Source organism: Pseudomonas sp. MRSN 12121, from assembly GCF_000931465.1.
Lineage (GTDB): Bacteria > Pseudomonadota > Gammaproteobacteria > Pseudomonadales > Pseudomonadaceae > Aquipseudomonas.
This window is the reverse complement of the sequence record NZ_CP010892.1, coordinates 1-18,849: the sequence shown is the minus strand read 5'-3', so window position 1 is coordinate 18,849 and position 18,849 is coordinate 1. Positions and strand designations below refer to the sequence as shown.

Annotated in this window: 15 protein-coding genes; 5 read left to right on the top strand and 10 right to left on the bottom strand. The window is 61.5% G+C overall.

From position 1 onward, the window contains the following. Positions 1-59: 59 nt before the first annotated feature. Positions 60-947: a lysophospholipid acyltransferase gene (locus TO66_RS00075; protein ID WP_044460392.1), complete on the bottom strand. Its 888-nt coding sequence runs from the start codon at positions 945-947 to the stop codon at positions 60-62. A gap of 49 nt (positions 948-996) precedes the next feature. Beyond that, a complete protein-coding gene (locus tag TO66_RS00070; RefSeq protein ID WP_044460391.1) occupies positions 997-1,554 on the bottom strand; it encodes a DNA-3-methyladenine glycosylase I in 558 nt (185 codons plus the stop codon). Between the two features lie 81 nt (positions 1,555-1,635). On the opposite strand from TO66_RS00070, the gene glyQ reads away from it, so the two are divergent. The 4 genes from glyQ (at position 1,636) to TO66_RS00050 (ending at position 6,032) form a co-directional block, all read left to right on the top strand. Continuing rightward, positions 1,636-2,589, top strand: coding sequence for a glycine--tRNA ligase subunit alpha (gene glyQ, locus TO66_RS00065; protein WP_003177094.1), 954 nt, complete (start codon positions 1,636-1,638; stop codon positions 2,587-2,589). Next, positions 2,586-4,640 carry a glycine--tRNA ligase subunit beta gene (gene glyS, locus TO66_RS00060; protein WP_044460390.1) on the top strand — a complete coding sequence of 685 codons (2,055 nt, stop codon included), beginning with the start codon at positions 2,586-2,588 and terminating at the stop codon, positions 4,638-4,640. Before glyQ ends, glyS begins: the two co-directional genes overlap by 4 nt. Next, the gene (gene gmhB, locus TO66_RS00055; RefSeq protein WP_171820083.1) at positions 4,640-5,179 is read left to right on the top strand and encodes a D-glycero-beta-D-manno-heptose 1,7-bisphosphate 7-phosphatase; all 540 of its coding nucleotides are present in this window, start codon (positions 4,640-4,642) and stop codon (positions 5,177-5,179) included. Before glyS ends, gmhB begins: the two co-directional genes overlap by 1 nt. A gap of 82 nt (positions 5,180-5,261) precedes the next feature. Continuing rightward, positions 5,262-6,032 (top strand): 1-acyl-sn-glycerol-3-phosphate acyltransferase, encoded by a 771-nt coding sequence (locus tag TO66_RS00050; RefSeq protein ID WP_044460389.1) that lies wholly within the window; start codon positions 5,262-5,264, stop codon positions 6,030-6,032. Between the two features lie 168 nt (positions 6,033-6,200). Here TO66_RS00050 and TO66_RS00045 read toward each other — a convergent pair whose 3' ends face one another. The 4 genes from TO66_RS00045 to TO66_RS00030 all read right to left on the bottom strand — a co-directional run bounded on the left by TO66_RS00045 (position 6,201) and on the right by TO66_RS00030 (position 11,004). Beyond that, entirely contained in the window at positions 6,201-8,531 is a 2,331-nt protein-coding gene (locus TO66_RS00045; protein ID WP_044460388.1) for a CHASE2 domain-containing protein, read from the bottom strand. Then, positions 8,532-9,524 (bottom strand): FecR domain-containing protein, encoded by a 993-nt coding sequence (locus TO66_RS00040; protein ID WP_082061025.1) that lies wholly within the window; start codon positions 9,522-9,524, stop codon positions 8,532-8,534. A 201-nt stretch (positions 9,525-9,725) separates the two neighbouring features. Next, positions 9,726-10,415 carry an aquaporin Z gene (gene aqpZ, locus TO66_RS00035; protein ID WP_044460387.1) on the bottom strand — a complete coding sequence of 230 codons (690 nt, stop codon included), beginning with the start codon at positions 10,413-10,415 and terminating at the stop codon, positions 9,726-9,728. Positions 10,416-10,719: 304 nt separating this feature from the next. Beyond that, positions 10,720-11,004 (bottom strand): hypothetical protein, encoded by a 285-nt coding sequence (locus TO66_RS00030; RefSeq protein ID WP_044460386.1) that lies wholly within the window; start codon positions 11,002-11,004, stop codon positions 10,720-10,722. A 223-nt stretch (positions 11,005-11,227) separates the two neighbouring features. On the opposite strand from TO66_RS00030, the gene TO66_RS00025 reads away from it, so the two are divergent. Beyond that, complete coding sequence (locus TO66_RS00025) at positions 11,228-11,947, top strand: response regulator transcription factor (RefSeq protein ID WP_044460385.1); 720 nt, start codon at positions 11,228-11,230, stop codon at positions 11,945-11,947. A gap of 128 nt (positions 11,948-12,075) precedes the next feature. Here the strand turns inward: TO66_RS00025 and gyrB are convergent, their stop codons facing one another. From gyrB to dnaA, 4 genes are read right to left on the bottom strand one after another with little or no spacing between them, the layout of a single operon-like run. Then, positions 12,076-14,493, bottom strand: a complete 2,418-nt coding sequence (gene gyrB, locus TO66_RS00020) for a DNA topoisomerase (ATP-hydrolyzing) subunit B (protein WP_044460384.1) — start codon at positions 14,491-14,493, stop codon at positions 12,076-12,078. 4 nt (positions 14,494-14,497) lie between these two features. After that, positions 14,498-15,601 carry a DNA replication/repair protein RecF gene (gene recF, locus TO66_RS00015; RefSeq protein ID WP_044460383.1) on the bottom strand — a complete coding sequence of 368 codons (1,104 nt, stop codon included), beginning with the start codon at positions 15,599-15,601 and terminating at the stop codon, positions 14,498-14,500. Between the two features lie 20 nt (positions 15,602-15,621). Next, positions 15,622-16,725: a DNA polymerase III subunit beta gene (gene dnaN / locus TO66_RS00010; protein ID WP_044460382.1), complete on the bottom strand. Its 1,104-nt coding sequence runs from the start codon at positions 16,723-16,725 to the stop codon at positions 15,622-15,624. A gap of 38 nt (positions 16,726-16,763) precedes the next feature. Further along, positions 16,764-18,287 carry a chromosomal replication initiator protein DnaA gene (gene dnaA, locus TO66_RS00005; protein ID WP_044460381.1) on the bottom strand — a complete coding sequence of 508 codons (1,524 nt, stop codon included), beginning with the start codon at positions 18,285-18,287 and terminating at the stop codon, positions 16,764-16,766. Between the last annotated feature and the right edge of the window lie 562 nt (positions 18,288-18,849).

Sequence of the window (18,849 nt, the reverse complement as noted above, 5' to 3'; positions counted from 1 at the left end):
GCTTCAGGCTCTGTGGATAACCTTGGACCCTTGGTTATCCACAGATCGTGCCAGGCGGGTCAGTACCAGCGCTCTTCGCCGGGCGGACGTTTCTTGAAGCGTTTCATGCTCCACATGTACTGGCTCGGATAGGCCCCGACATAGCGCTCCACCACCTGGCTCATCGCCGCGCAGGAGGTTTCGGTATCGGTGCTGTACATCGCCTCGGGTGCGGCTTCCAGGATCACCTTGTAGCCCGAACCGTCCGGCAGGCGCAGCGCATGCAGGAACACCCCGACCGCCTTGCCGCCGGCCAGCATGTTCGGCACGAACTTGCTGGTCAGCGCCTTAGTGGCGAAGAAGGGCACGAAGATCCCAGCGGATTCGGCCGGTTCCGGGTCGGCGGGAATGCCCACCGCACCACCCTTGCGCACTTCCTTGATGACGCTGAGGATGCCTTCCTTGGTGGACGGCGCCACGCGGTTGCCCAGTTGGACCCGCTGCTTCTGCAACAGGTCGTCCACCGCCTTGAGCTTCGGCGGGCGGTAGAAAATGATCGGTTTGCACTGGCTGCAATAGAAGTGGTTGAGCACTTCCCAGTTACCCAGGTGGCTGGTGATGCCGACCACGCCCTTGCCCGAGGCCAGGGCCTCTTGCAGCACTTCCAGACCCTGGACTTCACGCACCAGGGCGATGGAGCGCTCGGCCGGCCAGATCCAGGCGCAGGCGCTCTCGGTCAGGGACTTGCCGATATCTTTCAGGCTCTGTCCGACTAAACGCTCGCGTTCGGCGGCATCCATCTGCGGAAAGCATTTGGCCAGGTTGATCCGCACCACGTCGCGGGACCGGTTGGGGGTCTTCCACATGATCCAGCCGATGGCCGAACCGACTGCCTGCACCGCGCGCCAGGGCAGCAGGGCGAACAATCGCAGAGCGCCTACCAGCAGGGCGCCTTTAAACTTTTCCACAGGTGACTCCTGATATCCGGGTCATGAACCTCGTCGCAAGGCGGCTATTCTAGCGGGCGTTCGCGAGGATGGCGTAGCGATCGCAGTCGCGGGTGTGATCCATGACCATGCCCGACGCCTGCATCAGCGCATAACAGATGGTCGGCCCGACAAAGGTGAAGCCGGCCTTTTTCAGCCCCTTGCTCATCGCCTCGGCTTGCGCAGTCACCGCCGGGACCTCGCTGCGATCCTTGAAATGATTGATCCTGGGCACCCCGTCGACGAACGACCAGAGAAAGGCCACCGGGTCTTCGAGCTCCATCCAGGCCTGGGCATTGCGTCGGGCGGCCTCGAGTTTCAGCCGATTGCGGATGATCCCCGGATCGAGCATCAACTCATCGATTTCGGCGTCGCTCATCTGCGCCACCCGCTGCACATCGAAGCCGAACAGCACCTGGCGATAACGCTCGCGCTTCTTCAGGACGGTGATCCAGGAGAGGCCGGCCTGGAACCCTTCGAGCAATAACAACTCGAACAAGCGCTGTGCATCGCGCAGCGGCACGCCCCACTCCTGATCGTGGTACGCCATGTACAGGGGATCTTCGTTGCACCAAAAGCAGCGTGGCATAAGGCTCCAGTGGGCGTGCGCACAACTGAATCGGGTATACTCCCGCTCTTTAAATCGCAGCCCAAGTAACAGGTGAATTTCGTGAGCCAGCCTACGCCAGCCGTGCGTACCTTCCAAGACTTGATCCTCGCCCTCCAGCAATACTGGGCCGAGCAAGGTTGTGTGGTACTTCAGCCCTACGATATGGAAGTAGGCGCCGGCACTTTCCATACCGCCACGTTCCTGCGCGCCATCGGCCCGGAAACCTGGAACGCCGCTTATGTGCAGCCCAGTCGTCGCCCGACTGACGGCCGCTACGGCGAAAACCCGAACCGCCTGCAGCACTACTACCAGTTCCAGGTGGTCCTGAAGCCGAACCCGGAGAACTTCCAGGAACTGTACCTGGGCTCGCTCAAGCACGTCGGCCTCGACCCGCTGGTGCACGACATCCGCTTCGTCGAAGACAACTGGGAATCGCCGACCCTCGGCGCCTGGGGCCTGGGCTGGGAAGTCTGGCTCAATGGCATGGAAGTGACCCAGTTCACCTACTTCCAGCAGGCGGGCGGCATCGAGTGCTACCCGGTGACCGGCGAGATCACCTATGGCCTGGAACGCCTGGCCATGTACCTGCAGGGCGTGGACTCGGTGTACGACCTGGTCTGGGCCGACGGCCCGTTCGGCAAGGTCACTTACGGCGACGTGTTCCACCAGAACGAAGTGGAGCAGTCGACCTACAACTTCGAACACGCCAACGTCGAGAAGCTGTTCGAACTGTTCGATTTCTATGAAAGCGAAGCCAAGCGCCTGATCGAGCTGGACCAGCCGCTGCCGTTGCCGAGCTATGAAATGGTCCTCAAGGCCTCGCACACTTTCAACCTGCTGGATGCCCGTCGCGCCATCTCCGTGACCGCGCGCCAGCAGTACATCCTGCGTGTGCGCACCCTGGCGCGTTCCGTCGCGCAAGCCTATCTGCTGGCGCGCGCCAAGCTGGGCTTCCCGATGGCGACCCCGGACCTGCGTGATGAAGTGTTGGCTAAGTTGGAGGCGGCACAATGAGTGCGCAAGATTTTCTGGTTGAACTGGGCACTGAAGAACTGCCACCCAAAGCCCTGAACACCCTGGCCGAAGCCTTCCTGGGCGGTATCGAGAAAGGCCTGCAGGCCGCCGGCCTGAACTTCGAGGCCAAGCATGTCTATGCCGCGCCGCGCCGCCTGGCGGTGATGATCACCGGCCTGGCGACCCAGCAACCGGATCGCAGCATCAACCTCGACGGCCCGCCGCGCCAGGCCGCCTTCGATGCCGAAGGCAACCCGACCCAGGCCGCCCTGGGTTTCGCCAAGAAATGTGGCGTGGACCTGAGCGAAATCGACCAGAGCGGGCCGAAGCTGCGCTACAGCCAGAGCATCAAGGGCAAGCCGACCGCCAGCCTGTTGCCGACCATCGTCGAAGACTCGCTGAACGACCTGCCGATTCCGAAACGCATGCGCTGGGCCGCGCGCAAGGAAGAATTCGTGCGTCCGACCCAATGGCTGGTGATGCTGCTGGGCGATGAAGTCATCGACTGCACCATCCTCGCCCAGAAAGCCGGTCGCGATTCCCGCGGCCACCGCTTCCATCACCCGCAGAGCGTGCGCATCACCTCGCCGGCCAACTACCTGGCCGACCTGCGTGCCGCCTACGTGCTGGCCGACGCCACCGAGCGTCGCGAGCTGATCAGCAAGCGCACCGAAGAACTGGCGACCAAGCAGGAAGGCACCGCCATCGTGCCGGCCGACCTGCTGGACGAAGTCACCGCCCTGGTGGAATGGCCAGTGCCGCTGGTGTGCTCGTTCGAGGAGCGTTTCCTCGAAGTGCCGCAGGAAGCCCTGATCACCACCATGCAGGACAACCAGAAGTACTTCTGCCTGCTGGACGTCGACGGCAAGCTGCTGCCGCGCTTCATCACCGTGGCCAACATCGAGAGCAAGGACCCGCGCCAGATCATCGAGGGTAACGAGAAAGTCGTTCGCCCACGCCTGACCGACGCCGAGTTCTTCTTCAAGCAGGACAAGAAGCAGAAGCTCGAAGACTTCAACCAGCGCCTGCAGAACGTGGTGTTCCAGGAGAAGCTGGGCAGCGTCTACGACAAGGCCGAGCGCGTGTCGAAACTGGCCGCCTTCATCGCCCCGCGCATCGGCGGCGACGCCCAGCGTGCCGCGCGCGCGGGCCTGCTGTCGAAGTGCGACCTGGCCACCGAAATGGTCGGCGAGTTCCCGGAAATGCAAGGCATCGCCGGCTACTACTACGCCCTCAATGACGGCGAGCCGGAAGACGTCGCCCTGGCGCTGAACGAGCAGTACATGCCGCGTGGCGCCGGCGCCGAACTGCCCAGCACCGTTACCGGTGCCGCGGTGGCCATCGCCGACAAGCTCGATACCCTGGTCGGCATCTTCGGCATCGGCATGCTGCCAACCGGCAGCAAGGACCCGTACGCCCTGCGTCGTGCCGCCCTGGGCGTGCTGCGCATCCTGATCGACAAGCAGCTCGACCTGGACCTGACCGAAGCCGTGGCGTTCGCCGTCAGCGCGTTCGGCAGCAAGGTCAAGAGCGCCGGCCTGGCCGACCAGGTGCTGGAGTTCATCTTCGACCGCCTGCGTGCCCGTTACGAAGACGAAGGCGTGGATGTCGCCACCTACCTGTCGGTCCGTGCCCTGAAGCCGGGCTCCGCCCTGGACTTCGACCAGCGCGTACAGGCGGTGCAGGCTTTCCGCAAGCTGCCGGAAGCCGAGGCGCTGGCGGCGGTGAACAAGCGTGTGTCGAACCTGATCAGCAAGGCCGAGCCGACCATTTTCACCGATGTCGATCCGGGCCTGTTCGCCGACGCCAAGGAGTTCTCTCTCAATTCGGCCATCGTGAAAGCGGAAAACGCCGTCAAGCCTCTGATGGCCCAGCGTGACTACGCCGAGGCGCTGGCGCGCCTGGCCAGCCTGCGCGAGCCGGTCGACGCCTTCTTCGAAGCCGTGATGATCAATGCCGAGGACCTCAACGTGCGCAAGAACCGCTATGCCATGTTGGCCCGCCTGCGCGGGCTGTTCCTCAATATTGCCGACATTTCCGTACTGAGCTGATGACGTTGAAACTGCTGATTCTCGATCGGGACGGGGTGATCAATCACGACTCCGACGCTTACATCAAATCGGTGGAAGAGTGGATTCCGCTCCCCGGCTCGGTCGAGGCGATCGCGCAGTTGAGCAAGGCCGGCTGGACGGTAGCGGTCGCTACCAACCAGTCGGGCATCGCTCGCGGTTACTACGATGTCGCCACCCTCGAGGCCATGCACCAGCGCCTGCGCGCGCTGGTGGCCGAGCAGGGCGGCGAACTCGGCCTCATCGTTTACTGCCCGCATGGTCCGGACGAAGGTTGCGCCTGCCGCAAACCCAAGCCCGGCATGTTGCAGACCATCGCCCGGCACTACCAGGTGGATCTCGCGGGTTGTTGGTTTGTGGGCGACAGTCTCGGTGACCTGGAAGCCGCAAAAGCCGTCGACTCTCAGCCAGTGTTGGTAAAGACCGGGAAAGGCGAAAAGACCCTGGGGAAACCCCTACCGGCAGGCACCTTGATTTTTGACGACCTGGCGGCAGTCGCCGCTGAACTTATCCACAATTAGAGTTCTTCTGACATCCTGGCCAGGGATTGTTCGGGAGGGCGCTTTTTAGAGGCGGGCAATGCCCGCAACGGTAAACGCCGCTATGTCGATCCTGCAGGCAATCAGAACCTTCTTCTTTTACCTGCTGCTGGGCACCAGTTCCTTGCTGTGGTGCTCCCTGAGCTTTTTTATCGCGCCCTTCCTGCCGTTCAAGGCGCGTTATCGCTTTATCAACGTCTACTGGTGCCGCTGCGCGTTGTGGCTGACCAAGGTGTTTCTCAAGATCGATGTGGAAGTGCAGGGTGCGGAAAACATCCCCGAGCGGCCATGCGTGATTGTCTCGAACCACCAGAGCACCTGGGAGACGTTCTTCCTCTCCGCCTATTTCGAACCCTTGAGCCAGGTGCTCAAGCGTGAACTGCTGTACGTACCGTTCTTCGGCTGGGCCATGGCCATGCTGCGGCCGATCGCCATCGACCGCGACAACCCCAAGGCCGCGCTCAAGCAAGTGGCCAGCAAGGGCGACGAGCTGCTCAAGGATAACGTCTGGGTGCTGATCTTCCCGGAAGGCACCCGGGTGCCCCATGGCCAGATCGGCAAATTCTCCCGCAGCGGCAGCGCCCTGGCGGTCAACGCCGACTTGCCGGTGCTGCCGGTGGCGCACAACGCCGGCAAGTTCTGGCCGAAGAATGGCTGGGTCAGGCACCCCGGGACCATCACCGTGATGATCGGTGCGCCGATGCACGCCGAAGGCTCCGGACCACGGGCCATCGCCGAGCTCAACGACCGGGTCGCGGCCTGGAACGAACAGGCACAGCGAGACATGGGTTCGCTGCCGCCGGTCACTGCCGCACCAGACAAAGTGGCGGGTTGAGCGTCTGTGGATAACCTGTGTACGGTTTAATCAAAAAACGCTATATGCAATTCATAACTCTCTGATTTTCATGCATATTTCGTAAAGCCATAAACGAGCGAAAAACGTGCATAAGTTTTTCGAGCAAAAAATACCGGCCCTTGCGGCCGGTATTTTTTTGCCTGTCGTTCACTCCGTGAACAAGGGCAACTGCAGGCTGAACGTCGTCCCCTGGCCGACTATGCTGCGGCAGAGAATCCGCCCCTCATGCCGGTCCACCACGGCCTTGACCATCGACAAGCCCAGCCCCAGGCCTTCGCTGCCCTGGGCCGAGGCAAAACGCTGGTACTGCACGAACAACTGCGGCAGATCCTCGGCCGCGATGCCCTTGCCCTGGTCAGTGATATCGCAGGTCAGCCAGCCTTGCGCACAAGCCACCTGGACCCGCACGGTCGACCCCGCGGGGCTGTACTTGATGGCGTTCTCCAACAGGTTGAACAAGGCCCGGGTCAGCAGCGACTGATCGGCCAGGACCATCCCTTCTTCCTCGTCGTCGAGGTCGTGCACCAGCTGGATGTTTTTCAGCTGGGCGATAGTCATGGCCTGGTCGAAGGCATCCAGCACCAGCATGGCGAACATGCTCGGCTGGAACTGGTACGCCTCGGACTCGGCCTTGGCCAGTTGCACAAAGGCTTCGGTGAGCCCCAGGGTGCGACGCACCTGCAATTCGATCTGGCTGTAGATCCGCGGGTCTCCCACCTCCTGATGGCGCTGTACATCGAGCAGGGCCAGGATCGCCGAATGCGGCGCGCGCAGATCATGGGACAGGAAGCGCAACAGGGTTGCCCGCTGCTGTTCGGCATCCCGTTCCAGGCTCAGGTCGGTCAGGCTCAACAGCCAACCGATCGGGGTTTCGCTGTCGATCGGCAAGAGGGGGGCCAGGTCCACGCGCAGGCTGCGCTGCTCGACGTCGCGAAACTCCAGGGGCTGCAACTGGGACAGGGCAGGGCACGGCCCATCCTGCAAACCGGGGTAACCGAGCTCGGCCAGTTGCTGGATCATGTCCGTGCCGATCAAGGCATTGCCAAACACGTCGCGAGCGTTGCGGTTGGCCAGCAGCACGCGTCCCTCCGGATCGCTGATCAGGGTGGCGACCGGCAGGTATTCCAGGCCGTCGGCAATGAAGCGGCGGGTATCGCGGGTACGGCTCAGGGCCTGTTCCAACGCCACGATCTGTCCTTGCAGCACATCCCCGACGGGGGCCTGGGTACGGCGGCGCTCGGGCAATACCTTGGGTTCGCTGTCCAGGCGGGCCAGTTCCCAGCCGAAGTAGGCCAGGATCACGCTCAGGCGCCGCCAGTTCCAGATCAGGTAGGCCAGCAGCATTCCCAGCAGGCTGGCCACCGGTGGCCACCACAGGCCCAGCCGCAACAGCCCGGCCGAACCGAACAGGGCCACGAGCATGCAGCCCAGGGTCAGCCATAACGCATGCCGCGGCCGCACCAGCAGCAAGCCCAGCAGGGTCGCCACCAACAGCACCGACAACGCCGCCGTCGGCCATGGGCCCAGGGCGACTATGGTGCGCTGCTGCAACAGGCCGTTGAGCAAGTTGGCCTGGATCTCGATGCCCGGGGTGGTGCCGACAGTCGCCGATTGCGGCGTGACATAACGGTCGCCAAGGCCGGGCGCGGTGGTGCCGATCAGGATCAGCCGATCGCGCAAGAGCTGCTCGGGGACTTCACCGCGCAACACGCTGACATAGGGAACGCTGGGGAATCCGGCATGAGGGCTGATGAAGGGGATGCGTATCTGGTTGCTGCGCAGCCAGCCCTGGGCGAGCTGCGCCTCGTCCGAGCCCGGCATCGTCAGTTGGGTACCGGCCGGATGCGCCTGTTGATAAAGCAGCCAGGCCAATTGCGCCTTGGGTGCCTGCGGCGGACCTTCGCGCAGATAGACGCTGCGCACAGTGCCGTCGGCGTCGGCTTCGGCATTGATGTGCCCGATGGCCCTGGCGCACTGGTTCAGCGCCGGCACCGGTTCGATCTCGCCCAATGGCTGGCCGTAACGCGCCACACTCTCGCGCAGCAGCGGCAGGAACACATTCCCTCCCTGGCAGAGCGCCTGGGCCAGGCGCTGGTCGTTGCCGGGAACACTGTCAGGTTCGCTGAAGATCACATCGAACAGCACTCCCTGGACCTTGGCTGCCGCCAACCGGTCCAGCAGATCGGCATGCAGGGTGCGAGGCCAGGGCCACTTCCCCAGCTGCTGCAGGCTGTAGTCGTCGATGGTGATCATCAGCAGGCGCGAATCGACCGGTACCGGGCTGAGCCGGCGCAGGTTGTCGTACAGCAGGTTGTTCAGCGCCAGGCCGTGGCTCAGCGCCAGCAGGGCGGTCAACGGCAGCAGGAGCAGGCTGACCCAGGCCCATTCCCGTACCAGGCCGCCAAACAGTCGCTGGGCTTGCGTCGGCTCCCGGCCATCGGGTCGGCGCCAGCGCCTCACCGACGATCCGCCGCGCATTTACTGAACACGCGTGATTCTCGGGTAATAGAAGATGTCATAGACCCCCGTCTCTCCTTCGAGTCCCTGCTCGTCGAAAGCAGAAAGGCGGACATGATAGAAAAAGGCTTCCAGGCCGCTGAAATTGACTTCCGGGGTGCTGGAGAACTGTTCCTGCTTGATATTGAGGAAAGCCTTGTCGGTCGCCACCTGGGCGCGATAGCGCTTGGCTCCCGGCAAGGGCTTCATGATCAACTGCCAGACCGGCAAGTCCCCGGTCTGGCCCGCCTGGCCCATCAACTGCGGCGCGGGCAGCAGATCGACCGGTTTCAGCGGGCCTTCCTTCTGGATGCGCAGCCCCTGGCGCCCCATCACCTGGACCTCGCCAGGCTGCGGGCCGGCCGGTTTACCCACAGGGCGCTGCTTGCCCCTGGGCTTTTTCGGCGCTGGCTCGTGGGCTTCCTCGCGATTGACCGCGACCTGGCCGTTGAGCACTTCCACCAGCGAGAGCTGGTCGTCGTTGCGCACCCGGAAGTGGGTGCCGCGCACCCCCAGCACGCCAATCGGCGTGACGATCTGGAACCGGTCGTAATCGCTCGGGCGCTTGACCACATAGGATTCGATCTGCCCCTGCTCGAGCGCGACCTGAGGGATCGCATGCTCTTCGTTCAAGTGCAGGGTGATCTGCGAACTGGAAGGCAGTACCACCAACGAGCCATCGCCCAGGGACAGGCTGACGAATGCCGAGGGCGAGGTCTTCACCCCCTCGAGTTCATCGACGCTCATGCCTTCTTCCAGGGGCAGCTGATTGCCCTTGGCATCCAGCTTCCAGGCCTCGCCCGTCAGGTGCTCGACCGTTGCCGGCAGCGGTTGGCCGCGGCATTGCTGGTTGTCGTCGATATAGGGAGGGCGCTTGGGGGCGGCGATGGCCGCCGGCGCGGTAGAGAAAGCCACTGCACTGCCGAGAAGAAACGACATGAGCATGGCCCGGTGGCGAATGTGCAAAGAGGTCATGGGTTCATTGGGTCCGTAGTCGCGCTCTTCTGAAGTCCGTGCCATTAGAACTGCATTATTGGCGTTCTGACCATACCTCTCGAACAAGGCGCGGCCAGGCTCATTTCAGTTACGGAACAAACAGCACAACCGCTGAAGAGCGGTTGTGCTGTCTGGCGCCGTGACGGGCTGGATACGCAGCGGCGCCTCCAGCCGCGAAGGTCAGTCCCGTTCGCTGGAGATCAGGCGATAGGCCAAGGCCCCCACGCCAGCACCCAGCAACGGCGCGATCCAGAACAGCCACAGCTGCGACACGGCCCATTCGCCGGCGAAGAAGGCGACCGCGGTGCTGCGCGCCGGGTTGACCGAGGTATTGGTGACCGGAATGCTGATCAGGTGGATCAGGGTCAGTGTCAGGCCGATGGCGATCGGCGCGAAGCCGGCGGAGGCGCGCTTGGCGGTGGCGCCGAGGATGATCAGGATGAACATCGCGGTCAGCACCACTTCCGTCAGCAGCGCGGCGAACATCGAGTAGCCGCCTGGAGAGTGCTCGCCATAACCGTTGGCGGCGAAGCCTGCCGAAGCGTCAAAGCCGGCCTTGCCGGAAGCGATCAGGAACAGCACGCCACCCGCGGCCAGGCCACCGAGCACTTGCGCGACGATGTAAGGCAACAGCCGGCTGGCAGGGAAACGCCCACCCAACCACAGGCCCACCGAAACCGCCGGGTTGAAATGCCCGCCGGAAATCGGTCCGACCGCGTAAGCCATGGTCAGGACACTCAGGCCGAAGGCCAGGGCCACCCCCAGGTAGCCAATGCCGAATTGCGGAACGCCGGCCGCCAGCACGGCGCTCCCGCATCCGCCCAGGACCAACCAGAACGTACCGAAAAATTCAGCGCCGAATGTTTTCATCAGAGGCCTACCCAGATAGAAGATGAGGAGTTGTTTGTTGGCTGGCGGCGCCAGAAGGCCGCGGGGGAGGGAAGGGATGACACGTCCCTGTGTCGGAGCATTACATCCTGAGGAGGCACTCCCTGTATTCCCCTGTACTGCAAACCAGAGACAAACCCCGGCCTGACGCCCGCCAATCCGGCGGATGACACTCCCTGTGTCGGAGCACTTCCGATTGCCCCTGTGTGCCACTCAGCGACTGCAAATTTACCGGCACGGCGTACAGGCCGGGCCGGTTTGCAATATTTGTTCAGAATTGTCTGATTCAGAACACCCAACGCTGCTGCTCCTGGCGTACCACGGGTTGCGCCATCTGCGGCGCGCTGATCGGCGCGAACCCTTGGGAGTCGCTGAAACCGATAGTCGTCGCGGAAGGACTGAAATAGCGTTGCACCGGCAAGGCATAGTCCGAGGATGGCTGCGCGGATGGTTCCGCGGTCGTCCCCAGGCTCACGCACGCCACGAGCATCAGTGTGATCAACCGAGCCAGGCCGGCCGCCTGCTCGATGCTGGCGGCCAGCCGCCGCCCCCTCCCCAGCATGTTCCCCATAATCCTTTTCCTTGCACGTTCGAGCCGGTATCGTTCTGCAACGACTTGCAGGCCGCGACAGTGCTCCTGTCGGCTACCGGCCATATGACATCAGCCTACCGAGCAACGGTCTGAATCAGAGCAATTCGCCACAATTGTTCAGATTCGTCCTAACCGCCTAAACTCAGCGCCATAAAAAGCCACACGAACAAGTCTTCTCTCGCGATAAAAGGAACTGCCCCGCATGCGTGTCGCAATACTGGATGACGAGCCCGCCGAACTGGCGCGGGTGGAACAGACACTGCGACAGATCCCCGGCCCCGGGGAACAACCATGGACGCTGCACAGCTTCGAGCGTGGCGAGGATCTGCTGCGGCAACTGCGGCGCGAAACCTTCGACCTGTTGATTCTCGACTGGCAATTGCCGGACCTCAGCGGCCTGTCGTTGCTGCGCTGGACCCGCGAACACATGGAGGCGCCACCGGCCGCCATCATGCTGACCAGCCGCGACGCCGAGAGCGATATCGTCCAGGCACTCAATACCGGTGCCGACGACTATGTGAGCAAACCCTTCCGCCCTAACGAGCTCAAGGCTCGGGTGACCGCCGTTTTACGTCGCCATGGCTTGCAACGTTCGGCTACCGTCGAGGTGCAAACCTTCAATGACCTGGTGTTCGACGACGCCGAATTGACCGTGACCCGCGCCGGCTGCCCGATCAGCCTGACCGAACGCGAATACCGCCTGGCCCGCTGCCTGTTCGCCAACCTGGGTCGCCCCCTGTCGCGGGAGTATCTCTACGAGCGCTTCTGGACCCATGAGGAAATCGTTTCCTCGCGCCCCCTGGACACTCATATCTACCGCTTGCGCAACAAGCTGGGGCTGACCGCGGATCGTGGCTGGCAGCTGCTGACCATCTATGGCTATGGCTATCGCCTGGAAAGCGTGACGGCTACATCCGAGTAGGAGCGAAGCTTGCTCGCGATCATGCGTTGATGGATGCACCGCTATCGCGAGCAAGCTGCGCTCCTACAGAAACAAAAAGGCCGCGATCTCACGATCGCGGCCTTTTTGCTTTGGTGCTGCAACCCGGATCAGAAGTCCAGGTTGGACACCGCCAGGGCGTTGCTTTCGATGAAGTCGCGACGAGGCTCGACCGCATCACCCATCAGGGTGTTGAAGATCTGGTCGGCACCGATGGCGTCTTCGATGGTGACCTTGAGCATGCGGCGCACGGTCGGGTCCATGGTGGTTTCCCACAGCTGATCCGGGTTCATCTCGCCCAGCCCCTTGTATCGCTGAATGGTGTGGCGCTTGGTGCTTTCCGCCATCAGCCAGTCCAGGGCTTCCTTGAACTCAGTCACGGCTTTCTTGCGCTCGCCGCGCTGCACATATGCGCCTTCGTCCAGCAGGGTGCTCAGTTGAGCGCCAAGGGAAACGACTGTCTTGTAGTCGTTGCTGCCGAAGAAGTCGCGGTTGAAGGTGACGTAGCTCGACAGGCCGTGGGAGATCAGTTCGACCTCTGGCAGCCAGACGTTACGTTCACGGTCTTCACGCAGGCTGGCCTTGTAGACCAGGCCCGACTTCTCGGAGGAACGCAGGCGGGCATCGAAGCGAGCCAGCCAATCCTGCATCGCTGCGTGATCGGACAGTTGCTCCAGGGTCACGGCCGGCAGGTAGATGAAGTGCTCGGTCAGCTCCTGTGGGTACAGGCGCGACAGGCGCTTGAGGGTCTTCATCACCATGCGGAAGTCGTTCACCAGGCGCTCCAGCGCCTCGCCGGAAATACCCGGTGCGTCTTCGTTCAGGTGCAGGCTGGCATCTTCCAGGGCCGACTGCGTCATGTACTCTTCCATGGCGTCGTCGTCTTTGATGTATTGCTCTTGCTTGCCTTTCTTGACCTTGTACAGCGGCGGCTGCGCGATGTAGATGTAGCCGCGCTCGATCAGCTCCGGCAACTGACGGAAGAAGAAGGTCAGCAGCAGGGTGCGGATGTGCGAACCGTCGACGTCGGCGTCGGTCATGATGATGATGTTGTGATAACGCAGCTTCTCGATGTTGTACTCTTCGCGGCCGATGCCGCAACCGAGTGCCGTGATCAAGGTGCCGACCTCTTGCGAGGAAATCATCTTGTCGAAGCGTGCTTTCTCGACGTTGAGAATCTTGCCCTTGAGCGGCAGGATCGCCTGGGTCTTGCGGTTGCGTCCCTGCTTGGCGGAGCCGCCAGCAGAGTCACCTTCCACCAGGTACAGTTCGGAAAGGGCAGGGTCCTTTTCCTGGCAGTCCGCCAGCTTGCCCGGCAGGCCAGCGATATCCAGCGCGCCTTTACGACGAGTCATTTCACGGGCTTTACGCGCCGCTTCACGGGCACGCGCGGCGTCGAGCATCTTGCCGACCACCAGCTTGGCTTCGTTCGGGTTTTCCAGCAGGAAGTCGGAGAAGTACTTGCCCATTTCCTGTTCGACCGCGGTCTTCACTTCGGAAGACACCAGCTTGTCCTTGGTCTGGGAGCTGAACTTCGGATCCGGCACCTTGACCGAGATGATTGCGGTCAGGCCTTCGCGGGCATCGTCACCGGTGGTGGCGACCTTGTGCTTCTTCGCCAGGCCTTCCTGCTCGATGTAGTTGTTCAGGTTACGGGTCAGTGCCGAACGGAAGCCCACCAGGTGAGTACCGCCGTCGCGCTGCGGGATGTTGTTGGTGAAGCACTGCAGGTTTTCGTTGAAGCTGTCGTTCCACTGCAGGGCGATTTCCACGCCGATACCGTCTTCACGCTGCACGTTGAAGTGGAACACCTGGTTGACCGCGGTCTTGTTGGTGTTCAGGTATTCAACGAATGCGCGCAGGCCGCCTTCGTACTTGAACAGTTCTTCCTTGCCGGAGCGCTCGTCCTTCAGAACGATACCCACGCCGGAGTTGAGGAAGGACAGTTCACGAATACGCTTGGCCAGGATGTCCCAGCTGAAGTGAATGTTCTTGAAGGTTTCCTGGGAAGCCTTGAAGTGGATCTGGGTACCGGTGGTTTCACTGTCGCCCACGATCGCCATCGGCGCCTGGGGCACACCGTGCACATAGGTCTGTTCCCAGATCTTGCCGCTGCGGCGAACGGTCAGGACCAGCTCTTCGGACAGGGCGTTCACTACCGACACACCTACGCCGTGCAGACCGCCGGAAACCTTGTAGGAGTTGTCGTCGAACTTACCACCGGCGTGCAGCACGGTCATGATGACCTCGGCCGCGGAAACGCCTTCTTCTTTATGCACGTCTACCGGGATGCCACGACCGTTGTCACGCACGGTGATGGATTCGTCCGGGTGGATGGTGATGCTGATGTCGTCGCAGTGGCCGGCCAGAGCTTCGTCGATCGAGTTATCGACCACCTCGAACACCATATGGTGCAGACCGCTGCCATCGTCGGTGTCACCAATGTACATACCGGGACGTTTGCGTACGGCATCCAAACCTTTCAGCACTTTAATGCTGCTTGAGTCGTACGTGTTTTCTTCGCTCATGCCTTCACTCCCGATGGTCGTGGGTCTGGGTGATACGGCCCTGTTCCACGTGGAACAGAGCAACTGGCGTTTCCGTTTGCCAGCCTTCCCTCAATAATTCGTGGTCTACACAGGTGATAAACACCTGGCAGCGTAAGTCTTCCAACAAGCGACACAATGCGCGACGGTGTTGCTCGTCCAACTCGGACGGCAAGTCATCCACCAGATAAATACACTGCCCACGCCGGGCCTGGCTGACCAGGTGTCCCTGGGCAATCCGCAAGGCACAGACCACCAACTTCTGCTGGCCGCGGGACAAGATATCCGCAGCGTTGTGTGCGCCCAATCGAAGGCGCAAGTCAGCACGTTGGGGGCCGGCCTGGGTATGACCCATTTGCTGATCACGATGGAGGGAAGTCGCGAGCACTGCACTGAGCTCTCGCTCTTTATCCCAACCACGGTAATAGCTAAGCGTCAGGCCCTCGAGCTCTACCAATTCGCTCAAGGTCCGCTCAAAGACTGGTTTCAAGGCTTTGATATAGGCGCGGCGGTATTCATCAATTTCAGCGCTGGCCTGACACAGTTCTCTGTCCCAAGCTGCTTGCGAAGCGGCGTCAAGTGTACCATGCCGCAGCCATGAGTTCCGCTGCCGCAGGGCCTTCTGCAAGCGCTGCCAGGTTGACATGAAGCGGGGTTCCACGTGGAACACACCCCAATCCAGAAACTGGCGCCTGATTTTCGGAGCCCCTTCCAGTAAGCGGAAACTGTCGGGGTTGATCAATTGCAATGGCAGGATTTCCGCCAGCTGCGCTGCGCTGCGGGCATTCTGCCCGTCGATGCGGATCTGGAACTCGCCCTGGCGGTCACGAGATATCCCCAGATTGCTCTGCCCACCTTCCGCCAGCTCAACTTGGCCAAACACCGTGCACGCGAGTTGCTCGTATTGGATCACAGGCAATAAACGGGCACTGCGGAACGAACGCGCAAGCCCCAGCAGATGGATGGCTTCCAGCACGCTGGTTTTGCCACTGCCGTTGGCGCCGTAGAGGAGGTTGATGCGGGGGGAGGGGGAGAAGGTCACCGGGTGCAGATTGCGCACCGCGGTGACCGAGACACGACTGAGGGACATCTAGCTTCTGCTGGACATGATTACAGGCGCATCGGCATGACAACGTAAGCCGAGTCGTCGTTGTCGGATTCCTGCACCAGCGCACTGCTGTTGGAATCGGACAGGATCAGGCGAACCTGTTCGGTGGTCATCACGCCCAGCACGTCGAGCAGGTAGCTCACGTTGAAGCCGATCTCCAGCGAACCGCCGTTGTATTCCACACCGACTTCTTCTTCCGCTTCTTCCTGCTCCGGGTTGTTGGCCTGGATCTTCAGCTGACCATTGGCCAGTTGCAGACGGATACCGCGGTACTTCTCGTTGGAAAGGATCGCGGTACGGCTGAAGGCTTCGCGCAGCGCCTGGCGGTCGCCGAGTACCAGCTTGTCGCCGCCTTTGGGCAGCACGCGCTCGTAGTCCGGGAACTTGCCGTCGACCAGCTTGGAGGTGAAGGTGAATTCACCTGTGGTAGCACGGATGTGGTGCTGGCCCAGGACGATGCTGACATTGCCGTCTGGCTCGGTGAGCAGGCGGGCCAATTCCAGGATACCTTTGCGCGGCACGATCACCTGGTGGCGATCCGGCTGACCGATATCAGCCTGCATCGAGCACATCGCCAGACGGTGACCGTCGGTGGCCACGGCGCGGATGATGCCGGCGGAAACTTCCAGCAGCATGCCGTTGAGGTAGTAACGCACATCCTGCTGGGCCATGGCGAAGCTGGTGCGTTCGATCAGGCGACGCAGCTTGCTCTGCTCGAGGCTGCAAGTCAGCGAGCCCGGGCCTTCTTCCACGGTCGGGAAATCGTTGGCCGGCAAAGTGGACAGGGTGAAGCGGCTACGGCCAGCCTTGACCACAAGCTTCTGCTCGTCGACCTTGATGTCGATCAGGGCATCGTTGGGCAGACTCTTGCAGATGTCCATCAGCTTGCGCGCCGGGACAGTGATTTCGCCTGGCTCCGCCGGCTCTTCCAGCTGCACGCGACCGACCAGCTCGACTTCCAGGTCGGTACCGGTCAGCGACAGCTGCTGGCCTTCGACAACCAACAGCACGTTGGAAAGTACCGGCAAGGTCTGACGACGTTCGACGACGCCGGCGACCAGTTGCAGGGGTTTCAACAGGGCTTCGCGTTGAATGGTGAAATGCATGGTCTAGTCCCTTGCCTTAATAAGCTGCGCTGGAGTCATCAAGTGGTCAGAGTACGCAGCAGGTTCTTGTAGTCCTCGCGGATGTCCGCGTCGGATTCCTTAAGTTCATTGATCTTGCGGCATGCGTGCAAGACCGTGGTGTGGTCGCGGCCGCCGAACACATCGCCGATTTCCGGCAGGCTGTGGTTGGTCAGCTCCTTGGACAAGGCCATGGCCACTTGTCGAGGCCGCGCGACAGAACGCGAGCGACGCTTGGACAGCAGGTCGGAGATCTTGATCTTGTAGTACTCGGCGACGGTGCGCTGAATGTTATCCACAGAGACCAGCTTGTCCTGCAGGGCCAGAAGGTCCTTCAGCGATTCGCGAATCAGCTCGATGGTGATATCGCGCCCCATGAAGTGCGAGTGAGCGATGACGCGCTTGAGCGCACCTTCCAGCTCGCGCACGTTGGAGCGGATCCGCTGGGCAATGAAGAACGCTGCATCGTGGGGCAGCTCGACCTTGGCCTGGTCGGCTTTCTTCATCAGGATCGCCACCCGGGTTTCCAGTTCCGGAGGCTCTACCGCCACGGTCAGGCCCCAGCCGAAGCGTGACTTCAGGCGCTCTTCCAGGCCTTCGATCTCTTTCGGATAACGGTCACTGGTGAGAATCACCTGTTGGCCGCCTTCGAGCAGGGCGTTGAAGGTGTGGAAAAACTCTTCCTGGGAACGCTCCTTGCGGGCGAAGAACTGGATATCGTCGATCAGCAATGCGTCCACCGAGCGGTAGAAGCGTTTGAACTCGTTGATCGCGTTGAGCTGCAACGCCTTGACCATGTCCGCCACGAAGCGCTCGGAATGCAGGTACACGACCTTGGCATTCGGGTTCTTCTTTAATAGATGGTTACCCACAGCATGCATCAAGTGGGTCTTACCCAGGCCAACGCCGCCATAAAGGAAGAGCGGGTTGTAGCCGTGCTTGGGGTTGTCGGCCACCTGCCAGGCCGCGGCGCGGGCCAGCTGGTTGGACTTGCCTTCCACGAAGTTCTCGAAAGTGAAGGTCCGGTTCAGGTAGCTGGTGTGCTTGAGCGCCCCCTCCACCTGGACGGTGCGCTGTTCGGCGCGTACCGGAGCCTGCTGGGAGCTGGCCCCCGCCATGGGATCGAAGCTGTCGCGAGAAGGTTCTTCGCTGACTTCCTCGGCAACTTTCTGCGTGCTCGGCTTGGCCGGCGCGGTCGGAGTCGGGGCCACGACCGGAGCGACAGCAGCCTGCTGCGCCTGGGAAGCCGCCGCAGCGGCAGCCAGTGGAGCATTGGGCGCCGCACGAGGGGCCGAGCTGCGTTTGCTGCCTATTAATAAGGAAAGCGCAGGCGTCGAACCATTGCCGTGTTCGTCCAGCAGCTCCAGTACACGACCCAGGTACTTTTCGTTGACCCAATCGAGAACAAACCGATTCGGTGCGTAGACACGCAACTCGTCGCCTTCGGCTTCGACCTGTAGCGGACGGATCCAAGTGTTGAATTGCTGGGCAGGCAGCTCATCACGCAGAAGCTCCACGCACTGCTGCCAAAGTTCCACTGACACGGATATCCCCTAAGTTGAAAGCCGGTGAGGCAAAAACAAGCGGCCATTGTAACGACCAGACGCACACTTATCCACATGTAGGTTGATCACAGAGCACGACGAATCAATGTCTTATCCGGAAAAAACACGACCAATGGTATGTGCATAAGCTCTGTGGATAACCCCACTTAAGGGCTTTGCACAACTGGGGGCGAAATTCGGTGGATAACCCGCCTGTGGATAACTTATCTTTCCACACACAGCTTTTCCGCTGGTGCGGCACAGGCACAACACCGCTTCTCGACAGTGTTGTCATTCTCTGTACATCAGGTGCTATAAGGGTTGAAGGTAGTTATCCACAGATGAGTGCCTGCCTAGCCTTTATAAGCTTTACAGAAAAGCTTTAAGTAATTCCCTTCTTTATTTTTATCTCTGGCTGAACGGTTTCTCAGCCTCTGGGCACCGACATACCTAGATAAAGGAAAAGCTGGTTGGAAATTGACCTAGAGGCTTGCTTTCTCTAGAATCGCCGGTCTCTTAAAACGGGGGCCATTCCGGCCCGTTGTGGACGAACCAGGTAACA